17 protein-coding genes and 1 pseudogene are annotated in these 19,238 nt (G+C 62.9%); 7 read left to right on the forward strand and 11 right to left on the reverse strand.

The window, feature by feature from the left end; translation table 11 throughout:
* Positions 1-12: 12 nt before the first annotated feature.
* Positions 13-1,286, forward strand: a protein-coding gene (locus AC3B5T_RS03765) for an IS3 family transposase (protein ID WP_156354424.1) whose coding sequence is annotated in 2 segments (ribosomal slippage) — positions 13-292 and positions 292-1,286 — 1,275 coding nt in all. Because the reading frame shifts where the segments join, the coding sequence is not laid out codon by codon here.
* Here the strand turns inward: AC3B5T_RS03765 and AC3B5T_RS03770 are convergent.
* Genes AC3B5T_RS03770 through AC3B5T_RS03795 form a run of 6 tightly spaced genes read right to left on the reverse strand, consistent with a single transcriptional unit; the run spans position 1,276 to position 7,874 of the window.
* Positions 1,276-2,151 carry an MCE family protein gene (locus tag AC3B5T_RS03770; RefSeq protein WP_488358258.1) on the reverse strand — a complete coding sequence of 292 codons (876 nt, stop codon included), beginning with the start codon at positions 2,149-2,151 and terminating at the stop codon, positions 1,276-1,278. The two genes, AC3B5T_RS03765 and AC3B5T_RS03770, sit on opposite strands and share 11 nt — an antisense overlap.
* 29 nt (positions 2,152-2,180) lie before the next feature.
* A complete protein-coding gene (locus AC3B5T_RS03775; protein WP_005201339.1) occupies positions 2,181-3,221 on the reverse strand; it encodes an MCE family protein in 1,041 nt (346 codons plus the stop codon).
* Positions 3,218-4,384 carry an MCE family protein gene (locus AC3B5T_RS03780; protein ID WP_005201337.1) on the reverse strand — a complete coding sequence of 389 codons (1,167 nt, stop codon included), beginning with the start codon at positions 4,382-4,384 and terminating at the stop codon, positions 3,218-3,220. The genes AC3B5T_RS03775 and AC3B5T_RS03780 overlap by 4 nt, the downstream gene beginning before the upstream one ends.
* The gene (locus AC3B5T_RS03785) at positions 4,381-5,232 is read right to left on the reverse strand and encodes an MlaE family ABC transporter permease (RefSeq protein ID WP_006369842.1); all 852 of its coding nucleotides are present in this window, start codon (positions 5,230-5,232) and stop codon (positions 4,381-4,383) included. Before AC3B5T_RS03785 ends, AC3B5T_RS03780 begins: the two co-directional genes overlap by 4 nt.
* A 57-nt stretch (positions 5,233-5,289) precedes the next feature.
* A complete protein-coding gene (locus AC3B5T_RS03790) occupies positions 5,290-6,105 on the reverse strand; it encodes an MlaE family ABC transporter permease (RefSeq protein WP_005201333.1) in 816 nt (271 codons plus the stop codon).
* Positions 6,102-7,874: a GMC oxidoreductase gene (locus AC3B5T_RS03795; RefSeq protein WP_005201331.1), complete on the reverse strand. Its 1,773-nt coding sequence runs from the start codon at positions 7,872-7,874 to the stop codon at positions 6,102-6,104. The genes AC3B5T_RS03790 and AC3B5T_RS03795 overlap by 4 nt, the downstream gene beginning before the upstream one ends.
* Positions 7,875-8,123: 249 nt before the next feature.
* Between AC3B5T_RS03795 and AC3B5T_RS03800 the strand changes: the two genes are divergently transcribed.
* Entirely contained in the window at positions 8,124-8,732 is a 609-nt protein-coding gene (locus AC3B5T_RS03800) for a TetR/AcrR family transcriptional regulator (RefSeq protein WP_005201328.1), read from the forward strand.
* 543 nt (positions 8,733-9,275) lie between these two features.
* On the opposite strand, the gene AC3B5T_RS03805 is transcribed toward AC3B5T_RS03800, so the two are convergent.
* A complete protein-coding gene (locus tag AC3B5T_RS03805; protein WP_005195135.1) occupies positions 9,276-10,292 on the reverse strand; it encodes a helix-turn-helix domain-containing protein in 1,017 nt (338 codons plus the stop codon).
* A gap of 100 nt (positions 10,293-10,392) precedes the next feature.
* On the opposite strand from AC3B5T_RS03805, the gene AC3B5T_RS03810 reads away from it, so the two are divergent.
* From AC3B5T_RS03810 to AC3B5T_RS03830, 5 genes and pseudogenes are all read left to right on the forward strand, one after another.
* Positions 10,393-10,713 (forward strand): 2Fe-2S iron-sulfur cluster-binding protein, encoded by a 321-nt coding sequence (locus tag AC3B5T_RS03810; RefSeq protein WP_005195134.1) that lies wholly within the window; start codon positions 10,393-10,395, stop codon positions 10,711-10,713.
* 25 nt (positions 10,714-10,738) lie between these two features.
* Positions 10,739-12,129, forward strand: a pseudogene (locus AC3B5T_RS03815) (cytochrome P450).
* Entirely contained in the window at positions 12,126-13,325 is a 1,200-nt protein-coding gene (locus AC3B5T_RS03820; protein WP_005195132.1) for an NAD(P)/FAD-dependent oxidoreductase, read from the forward strand. Before AC3B5T_RS03815 ends, AC3B5T_RS03820 begins: the two are co-directional and overlap by 4 nt.
* Positions 13,322-13,996, forward strand: coding sequence for a transglutaminase-like domain-containing protein (locus AC3B5T_RS03825; protein WP_005195131.1), 675 nt, complete (start codon positions 13,322-13,324; stop codon positions 13,994-13,996). The genes AC3B5T_RS03820 and AC3B5T_RS03825 overlap by 4 nt, the downstream gene beginning before the upstream one ends.
* A gap of 114 nt (positions 13,997-14,110) precedes the next feature.
* The gene (locus AC3B5T_RS03830) at positions 14,111-15,169 is read left to right on the forward strand and encodes a BtrH N-terminal domain-containing protein (RefSeq protein ID WP_370530226.1); all 1,059 of its coding nucleotides are present in this window, start codon (positions 14,111-14,113) and stop codon (positions 15,167-15,169) included.
* 349 nt (positions 15,170-15,518) lie between these two features.
* Here AC3B5T_RS03830 and AC3B5T_RS03835 read toward each other — a convergent pair whose 3' ends face one another.
* From AC3B5T_RS03835 to AC3B5T_RS03850, 4 genes are all read right to left on the reverse strand, one after another.
* A complete protein-coding gene (locus AC3B5T_RS03835; protein ID WP_026919816.1) occupies positions 15,519-16,268 on the reverse strand; it encodes a TetR/AcrR family transcriptional regulator in 750 nt (249 codons plus the stop codon).
* Between the two features lie 91 nt (positions 16,269-16,359).
* Positions 16,360-17,265: an alpha/beta fold hydrolase gene (locus AC3B5T_RS03840; protein ID WP_006369630.1), complete on the reverse strand. Its 906-nt coding sequence runs from the start codon at positions 17,263-17,265 to the stop codon at positions 16,360-16,362.
* Positions 17,255-18,325 carry a ferredoxin--NADP reductase gene (locus AC3B5T_RS03845; RefSeq protein WP_005195189.1) on the reverse strand — a complete coding sequence of 357 codons (1,071 nt, stop codon included), beginning with the start codon at positions 18,323-18,325 and terminating at the stop codon, positions 17,255-17,257. The genes AC3B5T_RS03840 and AC3B5T_RS03845 overlap by 11 nt, the downstream gene beginning before the upstream one ends.
* A complete protein-coding gene (locus AC3B5T_RS03850; protein WP_006369629.1) occupies positions 18,322-19,191 on the reverse strand; it encodes an SDR family NAD(P)-dependent oxidoreductase in 870 nt (289 codons plus the stop codon). Before AC3B5T_RS03850 ends, AC3B5T_RS03845 begins: the two co-directional genes overlap by 4 nt.
* Positions 19,192-19,238: the final 47 nt, after the last annotated feature.

Consider the following 19,238-nt stretch of genomic DNA (forward strand, 5'->3'; position numbering starts at 1 on the left):
AGGATGAAACCTATGGCAGCAGGATCGAAGCGGTACTCGGCTGAGTTGAAGCGAGACGCCGTGGACATGGTGGCCCAGTTGGTGGCCCACGGGTCGGCGGAGTGGCCGGCGATGCGCAAGACCGCAGATCTGTTGGGGGTGACCTCGGCGGAGACTGTCCGTCAGTGGGTTCGTAAGGCCCCGGCCGCTGATGCGGAAGGCGCCTCGAGGGCCGACAACGAGGAGATCCGCAGGCTCAAACAGGAGGTCGCCGAACTCAAACGGGCCAACGGCATCCTGAAAGCGGCGTCGGTTTTCTTCGCGGCCGAAATCGACCGGCCACACCGGTAATTGTGGACTTCATCCGCACCCACCAGGGACATCGGGTGGGTGCGGATGGTCTTATCTGGGGTGTCGATTCGATGTGCGCCGTGCTCTCTGAGCACGGCTGGCGCATCGCCCCGTCCACATACTACGACCACATCAACCGCGGGCCGAGCGCCCGTATGCTCGCTGACGCGCAGGTCATCGATGCGATCTTCATGCTCCGCAAGAACAAACCCCTGACCCGCGTTCTGGGCTCACGAAAGACATGGATAATGCTGCGCAGCAACGGATTAGATGTCGCCCGTTGCACGGTTGAACGGGTCATGCGGGAGATGGGATGGCACGGCGCGATCAAGAAGAAACGGGTGCGCACGACCATCCCTGACGCGGCGGCCAAGCGGCCGACGGATCTGGTCGACCGGCAGTTTTATGCCGCGGCACCCAACCGCCTGTGGGTGGCCGATTTCACCTACTGCCGCACCGAATCCGGTTGGGCGTACACAGCCTTCGTGACTGACGTGTTCGCCCGCAAGATCGTCGGCTGGAAGGTGGCCACGGAGATGACGGTGAACTTGGTGACCGATGCGATCAACAATGCGATCGACAACAGAAAACGTTGCGGGGTAGTCGATTTGAGCAAACTCGTCCATCATAGCGACGCCGGATCGCAGTATACTGCCATCGTGTTCGGGCAGCGATTGGCCGAGGAAGGGATCGCGGCCTCTATCGGCACCGTCGGGGACAGTTTCGACAATGCCCTGGCCGAATCGGTGAACTCGGACTACAAGAACGAACTGGTCGACAACCAGCCCCTGTTCCATGGAGCCACTGAGTTGTCGCTGGGCACCGCCGAATGGGTGGCGTTCTACAACCGAGAACGACCACACAGCTACTGCCACGACCTCACCCCCGACCGGGCAGAGCAACTCCACTACGATCGCATGCGCACCCTCAATCCGGAGGAAGCGCTCACACCATGAGCTCTCCGGAAACGCCGGGAGGGATCATGGCGTAGTTGGCGTTGAGCGTGGCCGTCACCTGACGGACCTCCTCGAGCATCTGTGGGGTGGACGATCCGGTGTCATGGACGAACGTCTCTATCTCGGTGGATACTGCGCGCAGGCTGGTGAGCAGCCTGCGGATCACCTCGGCCCGATCGACGAGGGTCTCGAACAGCACCGACCCGTCGTCGATGAGCCTGGTGATGTTGCCCTTTCGCTCGGCCAGCACGTCGGAAACCGAATCGGCCTTCTGCAGAAGCGTCCGGATTCCGGCATCGCGCGACGACACCGTCCGTGCCGCAGCGGCGACGTTCTCCAGGGAGCCGCCGATGTCGGACGGGAGATCGTTCATGACCTTGTCGAGGCTCTCGACCGCGTCGACGACGCTCTTCTTGTCGGTGTCTCCGACGGTCTCGGTGAGCTGGTCGAGTGACTCGGTGAGGTCGAAGCCGGAACTTGTCCGCGACACCGGGATTCGGTCGCCGAGCTCGCCGGGGCCGGCGGTCGTGAGTTGGACGAAGCGACGCCCGAGCGCGGTCTCGACCTTGATCGAGGCCGTGGTCTCGGAACCGAGCTTCTCCCAGCCGTCGGTGAGCCGCATCGTCACGTCGACGTGGTCCTCGGCGAGCTCGATCGACTGCACACTCCCCGCGGCCACGCCGGCGATGTGCACTTCGTCGTCGGGATTCAGGCCACTGGCGTCGGAGAACTCGGCGACCACGACGGTCACGCCGGGCAGGAACGGAATCGAGCGGTAGTTGAACGCGAGCGCGAGAACCGCGAGTATCGCGCCGATTCCGATTAGACCGGCCCGGATTCGACGGCGGGAGTCGTCAGATCTCATGATGTTTTGACCTCATCTGGTTGTCTCCCTCACTTACAGCGCCGAGCTGGGACTTGGACCATCGGTGTGTCCGCATGTCCGCCGTCGAGCGTCGGATAGCGGATCGCGAGGCCGCACACGAAGAAGTTCACAAAACTGCCGTAGCCCGACGACCTGCCCAGAAGCCGATAGGCCTCCGGCATCTTCGCGAGCAGCATGTTGATCGTTGAAGTGTTGCTGTTCAGGTTCTGGGCCAGACCGCGCAGATGCTCGATGTCGGAGGTGAGATCGGGGCGGGCTCGGGACAGCAGCTCGTCGAGCTCGGTGGTCGCGCCCGCGATGTTCGTGAGGCCGTCGGCGATCAGCCGGCGATCACCGGCAAGCTCGGAGACCAGCTCCTGCAACTGGACGACGACGCTGCCGAAGGCCTCCCGGCGATCCGCTACCGTTACGAGCACGGTGTTCAGATCGGTGACCACCGATCCGATCGTCGCGTCGCGATCGGCGATGGTTTCGCCGAGTTCACCCATTTGGGTGATCAGATCGCTGATATCGGCTGTGCGGCCGTTGAGTACCGAGACCAGCGCAGCGGACAGCTTGTTGGTCTGCTCTGGATTCACCCCGGTCAGTAGGGGTTTGAACCCGTTGACGAGTGCATCCATGTCGAGAGCCGGCTTGGTCTGCGATACCGGGATCACGCTGTCGGCTGACCGCCTCCTACCCACGTCTCCGGGGTCGGTCTTCAGCTCGAGGTACCGATCACCGATCAGGTTCTTGTACCTGATGTAGGCGTTGGTGGTGGTCGTCACCGGGATGTGGGAGTCGACGTCCATACGGACCTCTGCTCCCAGACCCGTCTGCGCAGCCGCACCGGAGTCCACGATGTCCACATCGGTGACCTTCCCGACCACCACACCGGCCACCTTGACGTCGTCGCCGGTCCGCAGGCCGGATGCGGACATGAACTGAGCGCGGAAAACCGTTGTCGGACCGAAACGCAGGTCGCCGACGATCACGAACAGAGCCGAGGTGATCAGCGAGCTGACAGCGAGAAAGATCCCCAGCTTGATGGCCGGTCCGGTGATTGTCATTTCGTCATTCCGTAGATCATCGAGGCGAACGGGTTTCCGATGACGTCTTCGATCGACTTCACATCGCGGTACGCGTGACTGCCGTCGTCGAAGTCGACGTGCCCCGGCCCCTTTTCGCCGGGTGCGCGCGGGTAGCCGTAGCAGCTCGGTCCCGCCGTTCCTGCCGTGTGTTCGGGCGCGTCGATGCCCGGTCGGTATGGCGGGTCGCCGATGAGCAGGGTGCCGACGATGTCGAGGCCCGGTCTCGCTCCGCCGAACGCCCGCTCGAGATATTTGCGGCTCGTGTTCAGTCCGTCCAGGAAGCACGGGTAGATCGGTCCGTAGTCTCCGAGCACCTGCGCCGGCGGCGCCAGGGCGTCGGCGGCCTTCACCAGTGGCGTGCCCGCGTTAGTCATGAACCGGTTGCCGGTGTTCCCGAACTCGGTGAAGCTCAACAGGAACGCAGTCAGCTGCGACTGGTTCTCCACAATCGTCTTCGAGGTGGTGGTGAGGTGACGGACGGTGGCCATCAGGTCCGGTGACAGTCCGGCGAATGTGTCGAGATTGTCCGCACCGAGCTCGAGATCCCGTTGCAGAGTTGGCAGTGACTTGTTGAAGGTCGCGAGGTAGGTGTTCACCGAGTCGACCAGCTCGCCGAGCTTCTCGCCCCGATCGACGGTGCCGGTCTGCACAGCGGTCAGGGTTGCATTCACCCGCGCCGGGTCCACACGGTCGAGAATTCCGACAAGCAACTCGAAAGTGTCGTAGACCTCGACCGGCGTTTGCGAGGTGTCGATGGTGGCACCGGCGCTCAACGTCGATGCCGCCGGCTGCTCCGGCATCGTCAGCGCGACGTACTTGCGGCCGAAGAGCGTGGTCGGCTCCATCTCCGCCCGGACGTTCGTCGGCAGATCGCCGAGCTGGTCTTCCTCCACCGCCAGCTCGATGCGAGCGTGATCGCCGTACACGTCGACAGATGCGACACGACCGATCACTACGCCGTACAGCTTGACGTCCGATCCAGGCACCAGCAGCAGCCCCGTGCGCGGGGCGTTCAGGTAGATGGACCCGGTGGCCTGGAACCTGCCGTTGTACGACATCAGCGCAGCCACGACGACGCCCACCACCACGGCGAAGGCGACGAACGCGTACAGCAGGTGTTGTCTGCGTGAGTGTTCGATCATCCCGACACCCGCACAGTCGCGTGGACGCCGCCGTACAAGGCGATACCGACGATGAAGTCGACCATCATGATGATGATCAGTGACGTGCGGACGGCGTGGCCGACAGCGACGCCGACCCCGGCCGGTCCACCGCTGGCGTTGTAGCCGTAGTAGCAGTGCACCGCCATCACGGCGACCGCCATGACGATCACCTTCAACAGTGAGATCGCGATGTCACCGGGCTGCAAGAACAGCCGGAAGTAGTGGTCGTAGGTGCCCGGCGACTGGTCCGACAGGAACACGCTCACGAACTTGGTGGCGGCGTACCCGGTGAAGAGGGCGATCGCGTACAGCGGCACCACAGCGGCGAGTCCCGCCGCGATCCGCGTCGACACCAGATAGGGCAGCGACTGAACCGACATCACCTCGAGCGCGTCGATCTCCTCGCTCACGCGCATGGCACCGAGTTGCGCAGTGAAACCGGAGCCCACCGTCGCCGTGAGTGCGACGCCAGCAATGACCGGGATCGCTTCGCGGGTGTTGAAGAAGGCGGAAATGAAGCCCGACATCGCTTCCACACCGACGCGCCCCAGTGAACTCGATCCCTGTTGACCGACCTCGTATCCGGCTGCAGCCGTGAGGAATCCGATGATCACGACGGTCCCGCCGATGATGGCGAGTGCACCTGCGCCGAGCGACACCTCAGCTAGCAGGCGCAAGGTCTCGCGACGATAGTGGGTCATCGCCTTGGGTACCGCCCGCAGCGCCACCCCGTAGAACGCCAGTTTCTCTCCGAAGGATTCGGCGGGCTTCAGCGCCTTCCCGGCGTCCAACCGGTCGGTCAGTCGCCGCGACGGTTCGGTGGGCATCTGAGTCGATGTCAACGTGGTCCCTGCTCTTGTGTTCGCGCAGTCATGTCGAGGCCTTCAGTGCAGTGCGAGCGTGGTGATGACCGCGTTCGCGAGGAACAGCAGCACAAAGCTGAAGACAACGGTCTGGTTCACGGCGTCGCCGACACCCTTCGGTCCGCCTCCCGCGTTGAAGCCGAGATGGCAGGCCACCAGTGCGGCCAGCAGACCGAAGATGCCGGCCTTGAGCTCGCTGATGAGTAGGTCGGGAATTCCGGTGAGGATCGGGATCGCGGTGATGTATTGACCCGGCGTGGCACCTTGGAGGAAGACGCCGTACACGTATCCCCCGGCCAGGCCGATGGCGGTCACCAGGCCGTTCAGGAACACCGCGACGCCGCAGGAGGCGATCACGCGCGGAACTGCGAGTCGCTGGATCGGGTCGATACCGAGCACCTTCATGGCGTCGATCTCTTCGCGGATGGTGCGCGAACCGAGATCGGCGCAGATCGCGGTGGCACCTGCGCCCGCGACGACGAGAACCGTGACGATGGGTCCGATCTCTCGGATGACGGCCACACCCGCGCCCGCACCGGACAGGTCGATCGCACCGATCTCGTTCAGCAGAACGTTGATCTGGAACACCACCATGACGCAGAACGGGATCGACATCAGCATGGTCGGGACAATCGATACGCTCGCGATGAACCACGCCTGCGCCACCAGCTCACGCCACTGGAAGGGACGCCGTGGGAGCATCTTGACGATGCCCCAGAAGGTGAGGAAGAAGTCGCCGACCATTTCGGTACCGTGGCGCGCCTTCTTGAGAACCGGTGCGAGCGTTGACGATTGGCGTCGTTCCGGGAGCGCTGTTTCGGGGGCGAGTGCGCTCATCGGGCGTCGGAGCTCTCACGCGTTGCGGCCCGCGAGATCTTCTCGTCTGCCACTCGACGGACAGGAATGATGGGCAGTCGCAGCGCTCCAGGCGCCGAGACCGGCACGATCGGCGACCGGGGTTCGGTGGGCTCGATGCGCCGATAACCCGAACCCTGGATCGGGCGAAGGTCCTTCTCCCCCTTGTTCGGCCACAACGCGGCGGCCCGCTCGGCCTGAGCAGCTATGGTCAGCGACGGGTTGACGCCCAGATTCGCGGACACGGCCGAACCGTCGACCACACTCAGCGACGGATAGCCGTACACGCGGTGATATGGGTCGATCACACCGTTGTCCTCATCGTCCCCGATCACGCATCCGCCGAGGAAGTGTGCGGTCATCGGCACGTTGAACACCTCGCCCCACGTTCCGGCGGAGGTGCCGCCGATCTTCTCGGCGATGCGCCGCGTGGCTTCGTTGCCCGCGGGGATCCAGGTGGGATTGGGCTCGCCGTGCCCCTGCTTGCTGGTGAGCCGGCGACCGAACAGACCGCGCTTTGTGAAAGTGGTGATCGAGTTGTCGAGGTTTTGCATCACCAGTGCGATCACGGTCCGCTCGCTCCAGCCCTTCACCGCCAGGACACGTGCTGTGGCGAGTGGATCCCGGAGCGCGACGCCGATGAATCGCAGCCATCGCGGCAACCGTCCGTCGCCGTCGGTCATCGGCGCCTGCAACAACCCCATCGCGTTGGAGCCCTTGCCGTATCGGACGGGTTCGACGTGGGTGTCCGGCGTGGGGTAGAACGACGACGTGATCGCCACGCCCTTGGTGAGGTCGAGGGATTCGTCGACGCGGTAACGGGTGGCCCCGAGGATCGACTCGGAGTTGGTCCTGGTCAACTCGCCCAGTCGCGTCGAGAGCTCAGGAAGGCGGCCGGAGTCCTTGAGCTTGTGCAGCAACTGCTGGGTACCCCAGGTACCCGCCGCGAAGACGACATTGTGAGCGGTGAACGCCTTCTCGCGCTTACGAATCCAGGCACCGGTCTTGACTGTGTCGACTGTCCAGGAGCCATCGGGTCGCTGACGCACGTCGGTGACGGTGGTCAGCGGATTCACCACCACTCCAGCGCGTTCGGCGAGCCCGAGGTAGTTCTTGAGCAGCGTGTTCTTGGCACCGTGACGGCAACCTGTCATGCACTCGCCGCACTCGATGCAGCCGGTGCGATCCGGTCCGACCCCACCGAAGTAGGGATCCGACACGGTACGACCGGGCTCGCCGAAGTACACCCCGACCGGAGTCTGGACAAACGTGTCGCCGACACTCATGTCGTCGGCCACCGACCGGATGATCTCGTCGGCAGGCGTCATGTGCGGGTTGGTGACCACGCCCAGCATGCGACGCGCCTGGTCGTAGTAGGGCGTCAGCTCGTCTTCCCAGTCTGTGATGTGCGCCCACTGCGGATCGCCGAAGAATGCTGATCCCGGCTGGTAAAGGGTGTTGGCGTAGTTGAGAGAGCCCCCCCCGACTCCCGCCCCGGCCAAGATGACACAGTCGCGAAGTAGGTGGATGCGCTGAATCCCGTACGCACCCAGCTTCGGCGCCCACAGGAATCGTCGAACGTCCCAGCTGGTCTTGGCGAAGTCCGCATCGTCGAATCTGCGGCCGGCTTCGAGAACGCCGACCCGGTAGCCCTTCTCTGCCAGGCGAAGGGCGGTGACGCTGCCGCCGAACCCGGAGCCGATCACCAGGACGTCGTAGTCGGTGTCTTTCTCGCTCGCCTCAGCGTTCATTGGATGCTCGCAATCGTCTGTGGGCGTGGGTATTACGTGGCTGATTGAGCCTCTACAGGAACACGTCCCTGTGATGACCGTGTGCCGGTCGCCGCTTCTGTCCGTCCTGGCCAAGCGGGGCGGTGCGGCCGGACACAGTGTGTTGACACTGTGAGATGAACTGTATTGTTTCTACACATAATTGCCTAATGTGTCAAACACTCAGGCGGGCGCCTTAGGCCTGCATGCCAATTCGGGCATGATGGACACATGGCTACGCCCCCGAGCTTCCACGACGAAGTACGCGACCTGCTGCGCGATCGCATACTCGACTCCGCTCGCGATCTCGTGGTGGAACGGGGATGGTCCGCGGTGAACATGTCCCGGGTGGCGCGCGAGGTCGGAATCAGCCGTACGACCCTCTACAACGAGGTCGGGACCAGGGATCAGCTTGCGGCATCGCTGATCGCACGCGAGGCAGACCGCTTCCTCCACGGGGTCGTCGAGGGCATCGCGGACGAACAGGACATCGTTGACGGACTCACAGCCGCCGCGGAGCGCACACTGACCCTTGGTGAGGACAACGAGCTTCTGATGTCGATCATCTCGGGCAGACTCCAGGGCGGCGAACTCCTGTCGCTGGTCACCGTCGACTCAGAGGTCGTCCTCGGGCGGGCGACGCAGGTGGTAGCCGATCAGATCCGTTCTCGGAAGCCCGATCTCGACGAATTCGCGCTGGAGTCGATCACCGAGATCTTCGTACGACTCACCGTGAGCCACCTGCTCCAGCTCCGGGGTTCGCGTGCCGAATCCGTCGTGCAGATCCACGCTGTCATTCTCGCCTTGTTCGCAAGCCCGCCAGCTCCCCCGGCGGGATGACGCGTGGACGGAACAAGCCAAGCCGAGCGCTTTGAGAACACTGATCCCCATCTTCGGGAATCGCTTGTGCAGCCAGGTGGCCAGCGCCATTCCCAGGGAAAGATGGCCTCACGCCGGTTGGTGCGTATCGCCCGGACAGTTCGTCGAGCGACGTCTTCGGGCTCCAGAACCGGAAACCACTGCGACATCCGGGGGTACCACCCCATGTCTGCATCGTTCCGTTCGAAGTAGTCGGTGTTGACCTCCGAAGGGCAGACGAGTGAGACTCCGATGCCATAACGACCGACTTCCTCGCCGAGACTGTTCGAGAACCCCACCATGGCGGCCATAACGGTGGCTAGAACGAACCGGCTGGTGTCCTCGGCGAGGCGGCAGACGTTGAGGTGTGGCTGAGAATTGCCGCGTAGGCGATGCTGGCTGACTTGTAACGACCGTGCGCTTCGGACGGGGCGGGCCCGGGTTACCGTATCGAAACGTTATGAACCAGTCGCGAAATTCGTTGTGGTGTAATCAGCTGACGCCCCGATTGGGCTGGTCGAGCATTCATGCGGCTGGCGGGCGTGCACGTCGAAGTCGAAACTGCGACGGGGAGCAGCCGACCCACCGAGCAAACGCATGAGAAAAGCTTGCGACGTCGCAGTACCCCAGTTCGGTAGCAATCTGGCCGATTCCGACGCCGGGATCGAGAAGTCGGAGGATGGCGTGCTCCTGCATGAATTGCTGTCGTAGGCGGCGCAGGGTGGTGCCCTCGGCGTGTAGGTGCCGTTTGAGTGTGCTTACCGATACCGACAGCTCTGCTGCGATCCGACTAGCGTTGACTCGAGCAGGGTCTGCATCAAACTGGGCTCGGACGCGCTGCGTGTACGAGTTGTGACGCCGCTGATCGCAGAGCCGTCGCAGTTCGGCGGTACCGATCCGGTAGGCGACGGGATCGGAAAAGCGGCACACCTCATGAAGCGCCTCGGCTGGTATGCGAACAAATGACGCTGGCGCATCGAAGACGACTCGATGCCCTATCTCTCCCACGTTCAGCGGCTCGGTCGGCGCCGGGCAGGTCAGGTGTAACTCTGCTGAGGACACATCTCCTGTGAGTATTTTCACCAGACGCAGAACGGTCAGGCCCCCATAAGTGACGGCAAAGCAGTCGGTACCCGCGCTGTCGGTGCGCCCTGCGAGACCGATGGTAAGACCACTGGCGCCATGATGAAAGTCCGCACTTAGCGCCGTCGAGATCAACGGCAGAAAACGAAGCAACTCGACGATGTCAACGACCGACCCGGCACTGACCAGCGGCAGGCTCAGTGGACCGAAGGAGGTCAGCTGAGCGTGCTCAGCGAATGCGAGGCCCAGCCGAAACCCGTCGTGCGGCCCCATCGTCGGATACACGTCATGAAACCATTGCATCGGCACCTGCGCTTCTTGCGTGATCAACGTTCTGAGGTCGGTGCCCTCCTGGGCCATTATCCGACCGAATGCGCTCGTCGCCTCCGTGCCCAGCGCACCGCTGTCGAGAAGCTGTGCAAACGCCAACGGGGGCACACCGGATTCACCGAGGGTCACGTGAGCCAGATTAACAACAGATTGCGACGTTCACACATGGATCGGTCGGGATCCGCACATTCACACTCAAGGGGAACCTCATACGTGCAAGGAGGTGGCCATGGCCACGATCACATACATCACCCACGATGGAGACGACTACGAAGCCGATCTCGTGGAGGGGAAGTCGCTCATGCAGACCGCCGTCGACGAAGCCGTCCCCGGCATCGACGGTGATTGTGGTGGCGAAGCGGCCTGCGGTACGTGTCACGTCATTGTCGACCCGGCGTGGATCAAGACCGTCGGGCGCAGCGGCGAGGGCGAGGAAGAGATGCTGAGCATGCATCCGGAACGGGAAGGAACCTCGCGGCTGTCCTGCCAGATGATCGCGACTGAGGAGTGGGACGGCCTGACTGTTCGCCTCCCGGAATTCCAACTCTGACCCGCAACGACGAAGGAATGCAATCATGAGCATCGCAGCCACCGTCGCCGAGAAGGCGCAATCAATGATCCCGATCGACCTTCAGATCCGGGGGGCGCATGTCTATGACAAGACCCGCCGAATCGTCACAAGGACCGACGGCCAGAAGATCTTCACCGAGACCCCGATCCCGCCGGTGGACGAGGTCGATCTCGCCGAAATCGACCTGAGTAACCCGTTCCTGTATCGCCAGGGTATGTGGCGCTCGTACTTCGAGCGTGTCCGCAACGAGGCGCCGGTGCACTTCCGTTCGGAGAGCCCCTTCGGTCCGTTCTGGTCGGTCACGCGACACGCCGACATCATCGCGGTCGACAAGAATCACGAGGCGTTCTCCGCCGAACCGTTCATCATCATCGGCAGGCCCCCGCGTTTCATGGACATCGCGATGTTCATCGCGATGGATCCGCCCCGGCACGACAAGCAGCGCGCCGCAGTGCAGGGCGTGGTGGCTCCGAAGAACCTTCGTGAGATGGAGGGGCTCATCCGCGCGCGCGTCCGCGAAGTCCTCGACGGCCTCCCACTCAACGAGCCGTTTGACTGGGTCCAGACTGTGTCGATCGAACTCACTGCACGCATGCTCGCGACGCTACTTGACTTCCCTTACGACAAGCGGCACAAGCTGGTCGAATGGTCCGACCTCGCGACCTCGATGGAGCAGGCCAACGGCGGCCCCTCGGACAACGACAGGGTCTTCCGTGAGATGGTCGCGATGGCGCAAGGCCTGAGTTCGCTGTGGCGGGACAAGGCGGCACGTACCGTGGCCGGCGAAGAGCCTGGCTTCGACCTCATCACCATGCTGCAAAGCAACGAGGACACCAAGAACCTCCTCGACGATCGCCCCATGGAGTTCCTCGGTAACCTCGTGCTGCTGATCGTCGGCGGCAATGACACGACCCGCAACTCCATGAGCGGCGGAGTGCTGGCCCTCAACGAATACCCCGAGCAGTTCGAGAAGCTCAAGGCCAACCCCGACCTCATCCCCAACGCGGTGTCGGAGATCATCCGCTGGCAGACCCTCTTGCTTACATGCGCAGGGTCGCCAAGAAGGACGTCATGCTCGGCGGCCAGTTCATCCGCAAGGGTGACAAGGTGGTGATGTGGTACGCCTCGGGCAACCGAGACGAGCGCGTCTTCGAGCGTCCAGACGAGCTCATCATCGACCGGGCCAACGCCCGCAACCACATCGCGTTCGGTTTCGGTGTACACCGCTGCATGGGCAACCGGCTCGCCGAGCTCCAGCTACGCATCCTGTGGGAGGAGCTCCTCCCTCGCTTCGACAACATCGAGGTGGTGGGTGAGCCGGAGTACGTGCAATCGAACTTTGTCCGTGGGATCAGCAAGATGATGGTTCGCCTGACCCCCAAGGGGGAAATGTGACGGCTGATCAGGTCGTCATCCTCGGCGCGAGCCACGCCGGCGTCCAACTCGCGGGCGCTCTCCGAAAGGAGAAATGGGCCGGGGATGTCTTGCTGATCGGCGACGAGGGCAGGCTCCCCTACCAGCGTCCACCGCTGTCCAAGGCATACCTGGCAGGTGCATCACAGCTTGATGACTGCGCGATCCGCGGACGTCAGTTCTACGACAAGCAGCGGATCGAGCTCGTGGACGGAACGGCGACGGCGATCAACCGTTCCGCGCACACCGTCACCCTCAACAGTGGAGACGTGGTGTCTTACGCCACGCTGGCACTGTGCACCGGCGCGCGCGCCCGCGCGCTGACCGTTCCGGGCGCCGAGTTGACGGGCGTCCACTACTTGCGCACCGCCACCGACGTCGAGGCCATCCGTGCCGCGGTGGTGCCAGGTTGCCGGGCCGTCATCGTCGGCGGCGGCTATATCGGCCTGGAGACGGCCGCCTCACTTCGAGCTCAGGGTGTGGACGTCACTGTTCTCGAGGCTGCGGAACGCGTGCTCGAGCGGGTGACCGCGCCGGTGGTCTCGAGGTTTTTCGACCGTACCCACCGGACCGAGGGTGTCGATGTTCGCACCAGCGCGTTGGTCGAGGGTTTTCGCGGGGAGGGGCGAGTCGAAGAGGTGGTGCTCGCCGACGGTGAGACCCTGGCCGCGGACCTCGTCATCGTCGGTGTCGGCATCATTCCCAACACGGATCTCGCGGTCGCCGCGGGCCTCGAGGTTGACGACGGAGTCATCGTCGACGACCATGCACGCACCAGCGACCCCGACATCGTCGCCGCCGGCGACTGCGTCAACCAACGGATCGCACGGTACGACAGGCGCGTCCGCCTCGAATGCGTGGCGGCCGCCACCGAGCAGGCCAAGGTCGCGGCAGCGACCATCTGCGGCAACGAAGCCGGTCTCACCGCGCTGCCTTGGTTCTGGTCCGATCAATACGATCTGAAGCTGCAGATCGCCGGGCTCAACACCGGGTACGACGAGGTACTGGTCAGCGGTGACCCTGACCACGACCGTGACTTCACCTGTTACTACTTCAACGACGGCGAGCTGATCGCCGCGGACTGCGTCAACAGACCCAAGGATTTCATGAACGCGAAGCGTACGATCGCACAGCGTTCGTCGCTCGACAGGTCCGAACTGATCGGAGCCACACCATGACCACATCACCCGCGGCAGCGGAAAGGCCGGCGGCGGCGCTCACAGCATCGACCTTCCTCGACATCCATCACGCGACCGTGCAGGCCTTCACCCAAGACGCGGTCGGCGACGCGGACACCGATCGCGAGAAGGCGCGGCGCCTCTTCGCCGCAGTCCGAGACCAGATCCGTTACGACCCCTACACCGTCTCTGACAAGCCCGATCATTACCGGGCCAGCCATGTCATCGAGTCCGGACGTGGGTACTGCGTACCCAAAGCGGTCGTACTGACAGCCGCGTTCCGCGCGGCAAACATACCGGCCCGGCTCGGCTTCGCTGATGTACGCAATCATCTGCAGACCGACGCGCTGCGCGAACTCATGGGAACCGACGTCTTCGTATATCACGGATACAGCCACGTCTACATCGAGGGGCGCTGGTTGAAAGCTACACCCGCGTTCAACATTGAATTGTGCACTCGATTCGGGGTCCCACCTATCGACTTCACCGGCGATCGCGACGCGTTGTTTCACGCGCACGCGGCGGACGGCTCCGCGCACATGGAGTACGTGCACGAACGCGGCGTCTACAACGACTTGCCCCTCGAGGAAATCCTGGCGGGCCTGCGGCATGCCTACGGCCCTCTGATCTTCTCGGGACGGCCAGCTCCGTCCGACGCATTCCGCGCATAGTGTGCGCTCCGGCGGGCTACCGCCGCAGGTTACTGCCCGCTCGAACACCCGTGCCACCACCTGTCGGCCAGATCCCGTCGCACAGTGTCCACCACCACTAGGGAGACCATGACAATGTCCGAGTCATTGCTCGACACCTATCCACACCGAATGGGCGGCCATTGCGGCTCCAGCGCGATGCGCGACTTGATGGAGTGGTCGGGACTAGGCTTCGACGGGCCACCGAACGAGGGTCTGGTGTTCGCTCTGGGCGGAGCACTCTCGCTCACGTATGTTCGCACCGACGCCCTCGTGCCGCCGTTGTATCTGGTAGGACGTGGTCCTGACTTCGAGATGGACCTCCCCCGCCGTCTCGGCGCTACGGTGGAGGTCCGGTCCACCGACGATCCCCAGCTAGGGTGGGATCTCGTCCGCGACGAACTCGACCGCGGCCGGCCCGCGCTCGTGTGGGCCGAAATTGCTGAATTGCCCTACCTGCGCGTTCAGTTGCGCATGAGTCGCCACGATATCGTCATAGTGGGCTACGACAGCGACGCAGAAATCGCTTACGTCGCAGACAACGATCGCGTCGAAATTCAACAGGTTCCCTTCGACGCGCTGGCGCGAGCCCGACGCTCGATGACCTTCCCCGAGCCGACCCGACATACGCTCTTCCGCATTGACTGGCCCGAGGCGCTACCGTCAATCGCCGTCGTGGCTGCGGAGGCGTTCGCGCAATCTGCGGCATGCATGCGCGCGCCCGCAGGATCCACGATCGCCGGCCCTGTCGAACACTCGGGGACACACGGAATAGACGCAGCCCTAGCACTATCCTCTGACGTGGTGCTCTGGCATGAGCTGCCCTCCGACGTGCTCGAAGTCCACCTATTCAGTCTTGGTGCATTCATCGAGAAGGCAGGTACGGGTGGTGGCCTGTTCCGACGACTACTCGCGTGTGGCTGCGACGAGATCGCCCGACTGACCGGCGATGCTGCAACCAGCGACCTTGCCAGAGATGCTCACCGAGCGGCTGCAGCATGGACATCAGTCGCTCAGGCGGCCGTACACAAGGGCTCGACCGCTGCTACCCGGCTCGACCACGTCATCGAGGCCGCGGCGGTTCTAACTGACACTGAGTCGAGCCTTGCCACCTCACTGGACTCCGCCGCCAGATCCCTAAGGTCCGCCGTTTAGAAGAACTGCCAGCACCGCATCGGTGAGTGGCTGGCCCTAGCCCGGCCCTTTCGCATCTGGATCGACTGAGGTGGGTCGCTACCGGAGTCCGACGGGGTGAACCACGAGATCGTGGGCATCAGTTCCTACGAGTTGATTCGGTCCTACTGGTCGCGCCAGACCTGGGGCCTGACTGGCTCGCCGGCTTCATCACCGGGGGCGACGTGATGACACTAGATCAGGTGGTAGACGACGAGTCGTTCGACCCGCCCATCCGACACTTGGACAAGTGCTCCTCGCGATAAGGAACACAGTTGTGATCAAATACTGAGGGCGGAGACTGGGGCGGCACCGTCTCTCGCGAGCGGGATCAGTCTAGTCCGAGGCGAGTGGCGAACGCGGGGTCGCCGAAGGGTCTGTCTCTGCGGAAGCGAACGCCCACTGTGGCCGCAGCGCCGTCAATGATCCCCCACGACGTCTGATAAAGGTGCGCGGAGAACAGGTCCTTGCTCATTCCATTGAGCCGACCGTGATCGATCCACCATTGGGTAGCTGATAGGCCCGCCCCCAAGATGGAGGCCACTACGACGGCGACGAGGGACTCGTCGGCACCGACCGATTGGAGGCTACGGGCGAACTCGTCGGAAATAATATCCATTGCCGATCTCAGCTGATCCGCGGCCCCTCCCTCGCCGGACTCAGAATACTGAAACATGTGGTTCGTCATGAGGAAGCGGACGACCGCCGGATGCTCGTCGACCAATGACACGTATGCGGAGATCGCTGACCGGAAGAGCTCGTCGACGGAGTCCTGCTGTCCGGAGAGCAGAGTTGACTGTGCGGACTCCCACATCATCGAACCCAAACGTGCTGCCACAGCGGAATAGAGCCCAGCTCGGTCACCGAAATGGCGATAAAGCTTCGGCTTCGACGCCCCTGCCTCTTCCGCGAAGTCGTCCATGCTCACAGCGTCGCCAAACTTCTCGATCGCGCGTATTGCCGCGTCGACGAGTTCAGCCTTCACGATAGCGCGGTGGTCGTCCCAACGCGTGCTTCGTGCATCGCGCACACGACGTTGCACTTTCACCGGGGCTGCGGAGATTCGACGGACTACAGACATGACCCACCACGCTACCAGGATGGTTGACCGTCGCCCCAATAAGCACGTGGCGCACGCATGCAGTCGGCAGAGACATGGGTCGAAACGAGCTTCAAGCGGATCTGTCTAACCTGGCCACAGCTGAATTGAAGTCTTCAACGGCCTCTAGGTTGGACATGTGACCGACCTTGTCGAGAAGAGTGAATTCAAATAGAACGCCCTGCCGACCCAGTCGCGCTGCGAGATCCACCGAATGGGCCGCCGGGGTCAGTCTGTCGGCATCGCCCACGATGACCGCCGCCGGCACTGTCAGCGAGTCAACACCCCTGCTGACGTCGATTGTCGCCAAAACCGCACCCCACATCCCCCGCACCTGTGGTGGGCATCGCAACACGATGTCGGCGCACTCATCGATTACCTCGACAGTCGCGCCCGGGCCCAGGGTTCCGTAACGAATCAGGCGGCGAGACAAACGCGTGTCCTGCATCTCGGGTCCCGCGACCGCAAGACTAGCCGCGAAGGCCCGTTCAAGTCTCGGTCGTAGCTGGCGGGGAACTTTGAGTAACGTTGACCGATCCACCAACTGTGATGGCCCGGTGCTTGCCAGTACTACTCCGCGGGCCAGCTCCGACACCGAGGCTGGGTACTCAGCTGCCCAGCTCATGATGGACATACCTCCCATGCTGTGTCCGACCACGACAGCCTTGTCGGTGGGAGTGGCTACCGCCCGAACTACGGACTCCAAGTCATCGGCCAGAAGTCTCGCCGAGAACGGTACCCGGCCCCGGTCGCTCCACCCGTGTCCGCGTTGGTCGTAGACCACTACCCTATGCGTCGCCGCGAACTGTTCGATCTGTGGCCGCCAGAAACGCCCCTGACAGGCCCAGCCGTGACTAAAGACTAGAAGTGGAGCATCCCGGCCCGAGCCGAATTCCTGGGCGAACAACCTGGTTCCGTCGGAGGAGAGGACCTCGAGGTGCCGCGATCCTCGCGACTCGCTCGCTATCTCAGAGGTCATCAAAGCTCACCGTGACTGCATCCGTCAGCGGAAGTGCCTGACACGCAAGCCGTTCACCGTCGGCAATGTCATCTTCAACGAGGATGTGGTTTTGTGCCATTTCTACATCACCCTCAACCAGCTTGCATACGCACGCGCTGCAGGCCCCTTCTCGGCAGGAGTACGGGGCATTGTGACCTTGGGCCAATAGCACGTCGAGCAACGGAGTGTTGCGCGGCCACTCAGTCGTGATGGACTGCCCATTCAGATAGACCGTGGCGGTCGCCACACCATCGTCGTCACTGAGCTGACGCATCGTGGCTGTCTCGAATGGATCTCCGGTCAGTGACTGAAAGACTTCTCGATGTACCGAGGCGTGCTCAACACCGCAGGCCTCCGCCGACTTCTGAACCAGATCCATGAACGGCGCCGGACCACAGGTGTAGATCTGTGCACCGCGGTGCTCACGTATGGCGGATTCGACATCCTCAGGTGCCGGAATCCCCATAGCCGACTCCAACCAGTGGAAGACCGTGAAACGCTCGGGGAACTCGGAGGCGATCTGCGCCAGTTGGCCCTCGTACATGATCGACTCGGCATCGCGATTCGCGTAGAACAGTGTGACTTCGCCCCCGCCGCACACAAGCGCCGACTTAATCAGCGACAAGACCGGAGTGATCCCACTTCCTCCTGCAAAGAATAGAAAATCGACGTCGAGATTCTTAGCCGTGAAGTGCCCCGACGGCGGGAGGACGGTCAACTCCATTCCCGTCATCGCGTTGTCGCACAGCCAGTTCGATGCGTAACCGTTCTCCGTCCGCTTGATCCCGATCTCGAGACGGAAGTCCTCGACGTGAGGCGAGCTGCTCAACGAGTAGCATCGTGCGACATGACCGGTCCGATCAGATGGGATCTTCACGGTGATGAATTGCCCTGGGACATGCTTGAACTCCTCGACCATGGCATCGGGGATCTCGAACGAAATGGTGACGGAGTCTTTCGTTTCCTGGGTCACTTCTGAGACGCGCAAGGTGCGTGAGCGGGCTGCGGCAGCCGGACGTGCATCGGGTTCGACGGTCACTTGAGGATCCCCTGTCTACGTGCGACCGCGTAACCCGCCCGTGTCAGTGGCGCCGCGATGTCCTGGTAGCGGGGACCGATCACCCGTGCCACGAAGTCGAAACCGCGGGCGTCCGCACCGATCAACACTCGTGCCTTCTTCTTGTCCATACCTTTGAGGATTGTCGCCGCTGCTTTATCCGGGGTGCTTCGTGCGATCCTGTCGAACAGCGAGGCGACAGTCGCGGTGTCTGCCCCCATGGCGGAAACGCCTCGGGCATTGTTGACGATGTTGGTTTTTACACCCCCCGGGTGCACACATGTCACTGTGACCGGGTATCGACTGATTTTCATCTCCTGTCGGAGCGCCTCGGTGAAGCCTCTGACGCCGAATTTCGCGGCATTGTATGCGCTCTGGCTGGGGATTCCGATCAAGCCGAAGACGCTCGACGTGTTAATGAGATGTCCGTCCCCGGACGCGATCAGGTGAGGCAGAAACGCCTTCGACCCGTTAACGACTCCGCCAAAGTTGATGCCCATGAGCCAGTCGAAGTCTTCCCAGGTCATGTCGACCACGTCGACGCCCAAGGCCACGCCGGCGTTATTGAACACCATGTCGACGTGGCCCGACTCTGACCGCACTCCGTCGGCATAGTCCTGAAACGCACTGCGGTCCGCAACGTCTAGTACGGCGGCGGTTACCGTCGCCGCATACGTGGTGCGGCAAAGTTCTGCAGTCTCCTTCAAGTGCATCTCATCAATGTCGGACAGTGCCAGTGCGGCACCTCGCTCCGCCAACTGGAGTGCCAGAGACCGACCGATCCCTGACGCGGCACCGGTGATCACTGCCACCTTGCCTGTGTAATCATGCCGGTCAGAATTGCTCACTGTCGTCTCACCATTTCTACGAATCGTGTCTCTCCGTGCGTTCGGGC

The organism is Gordonia sp. G4, from assembly GCF_057770005.1.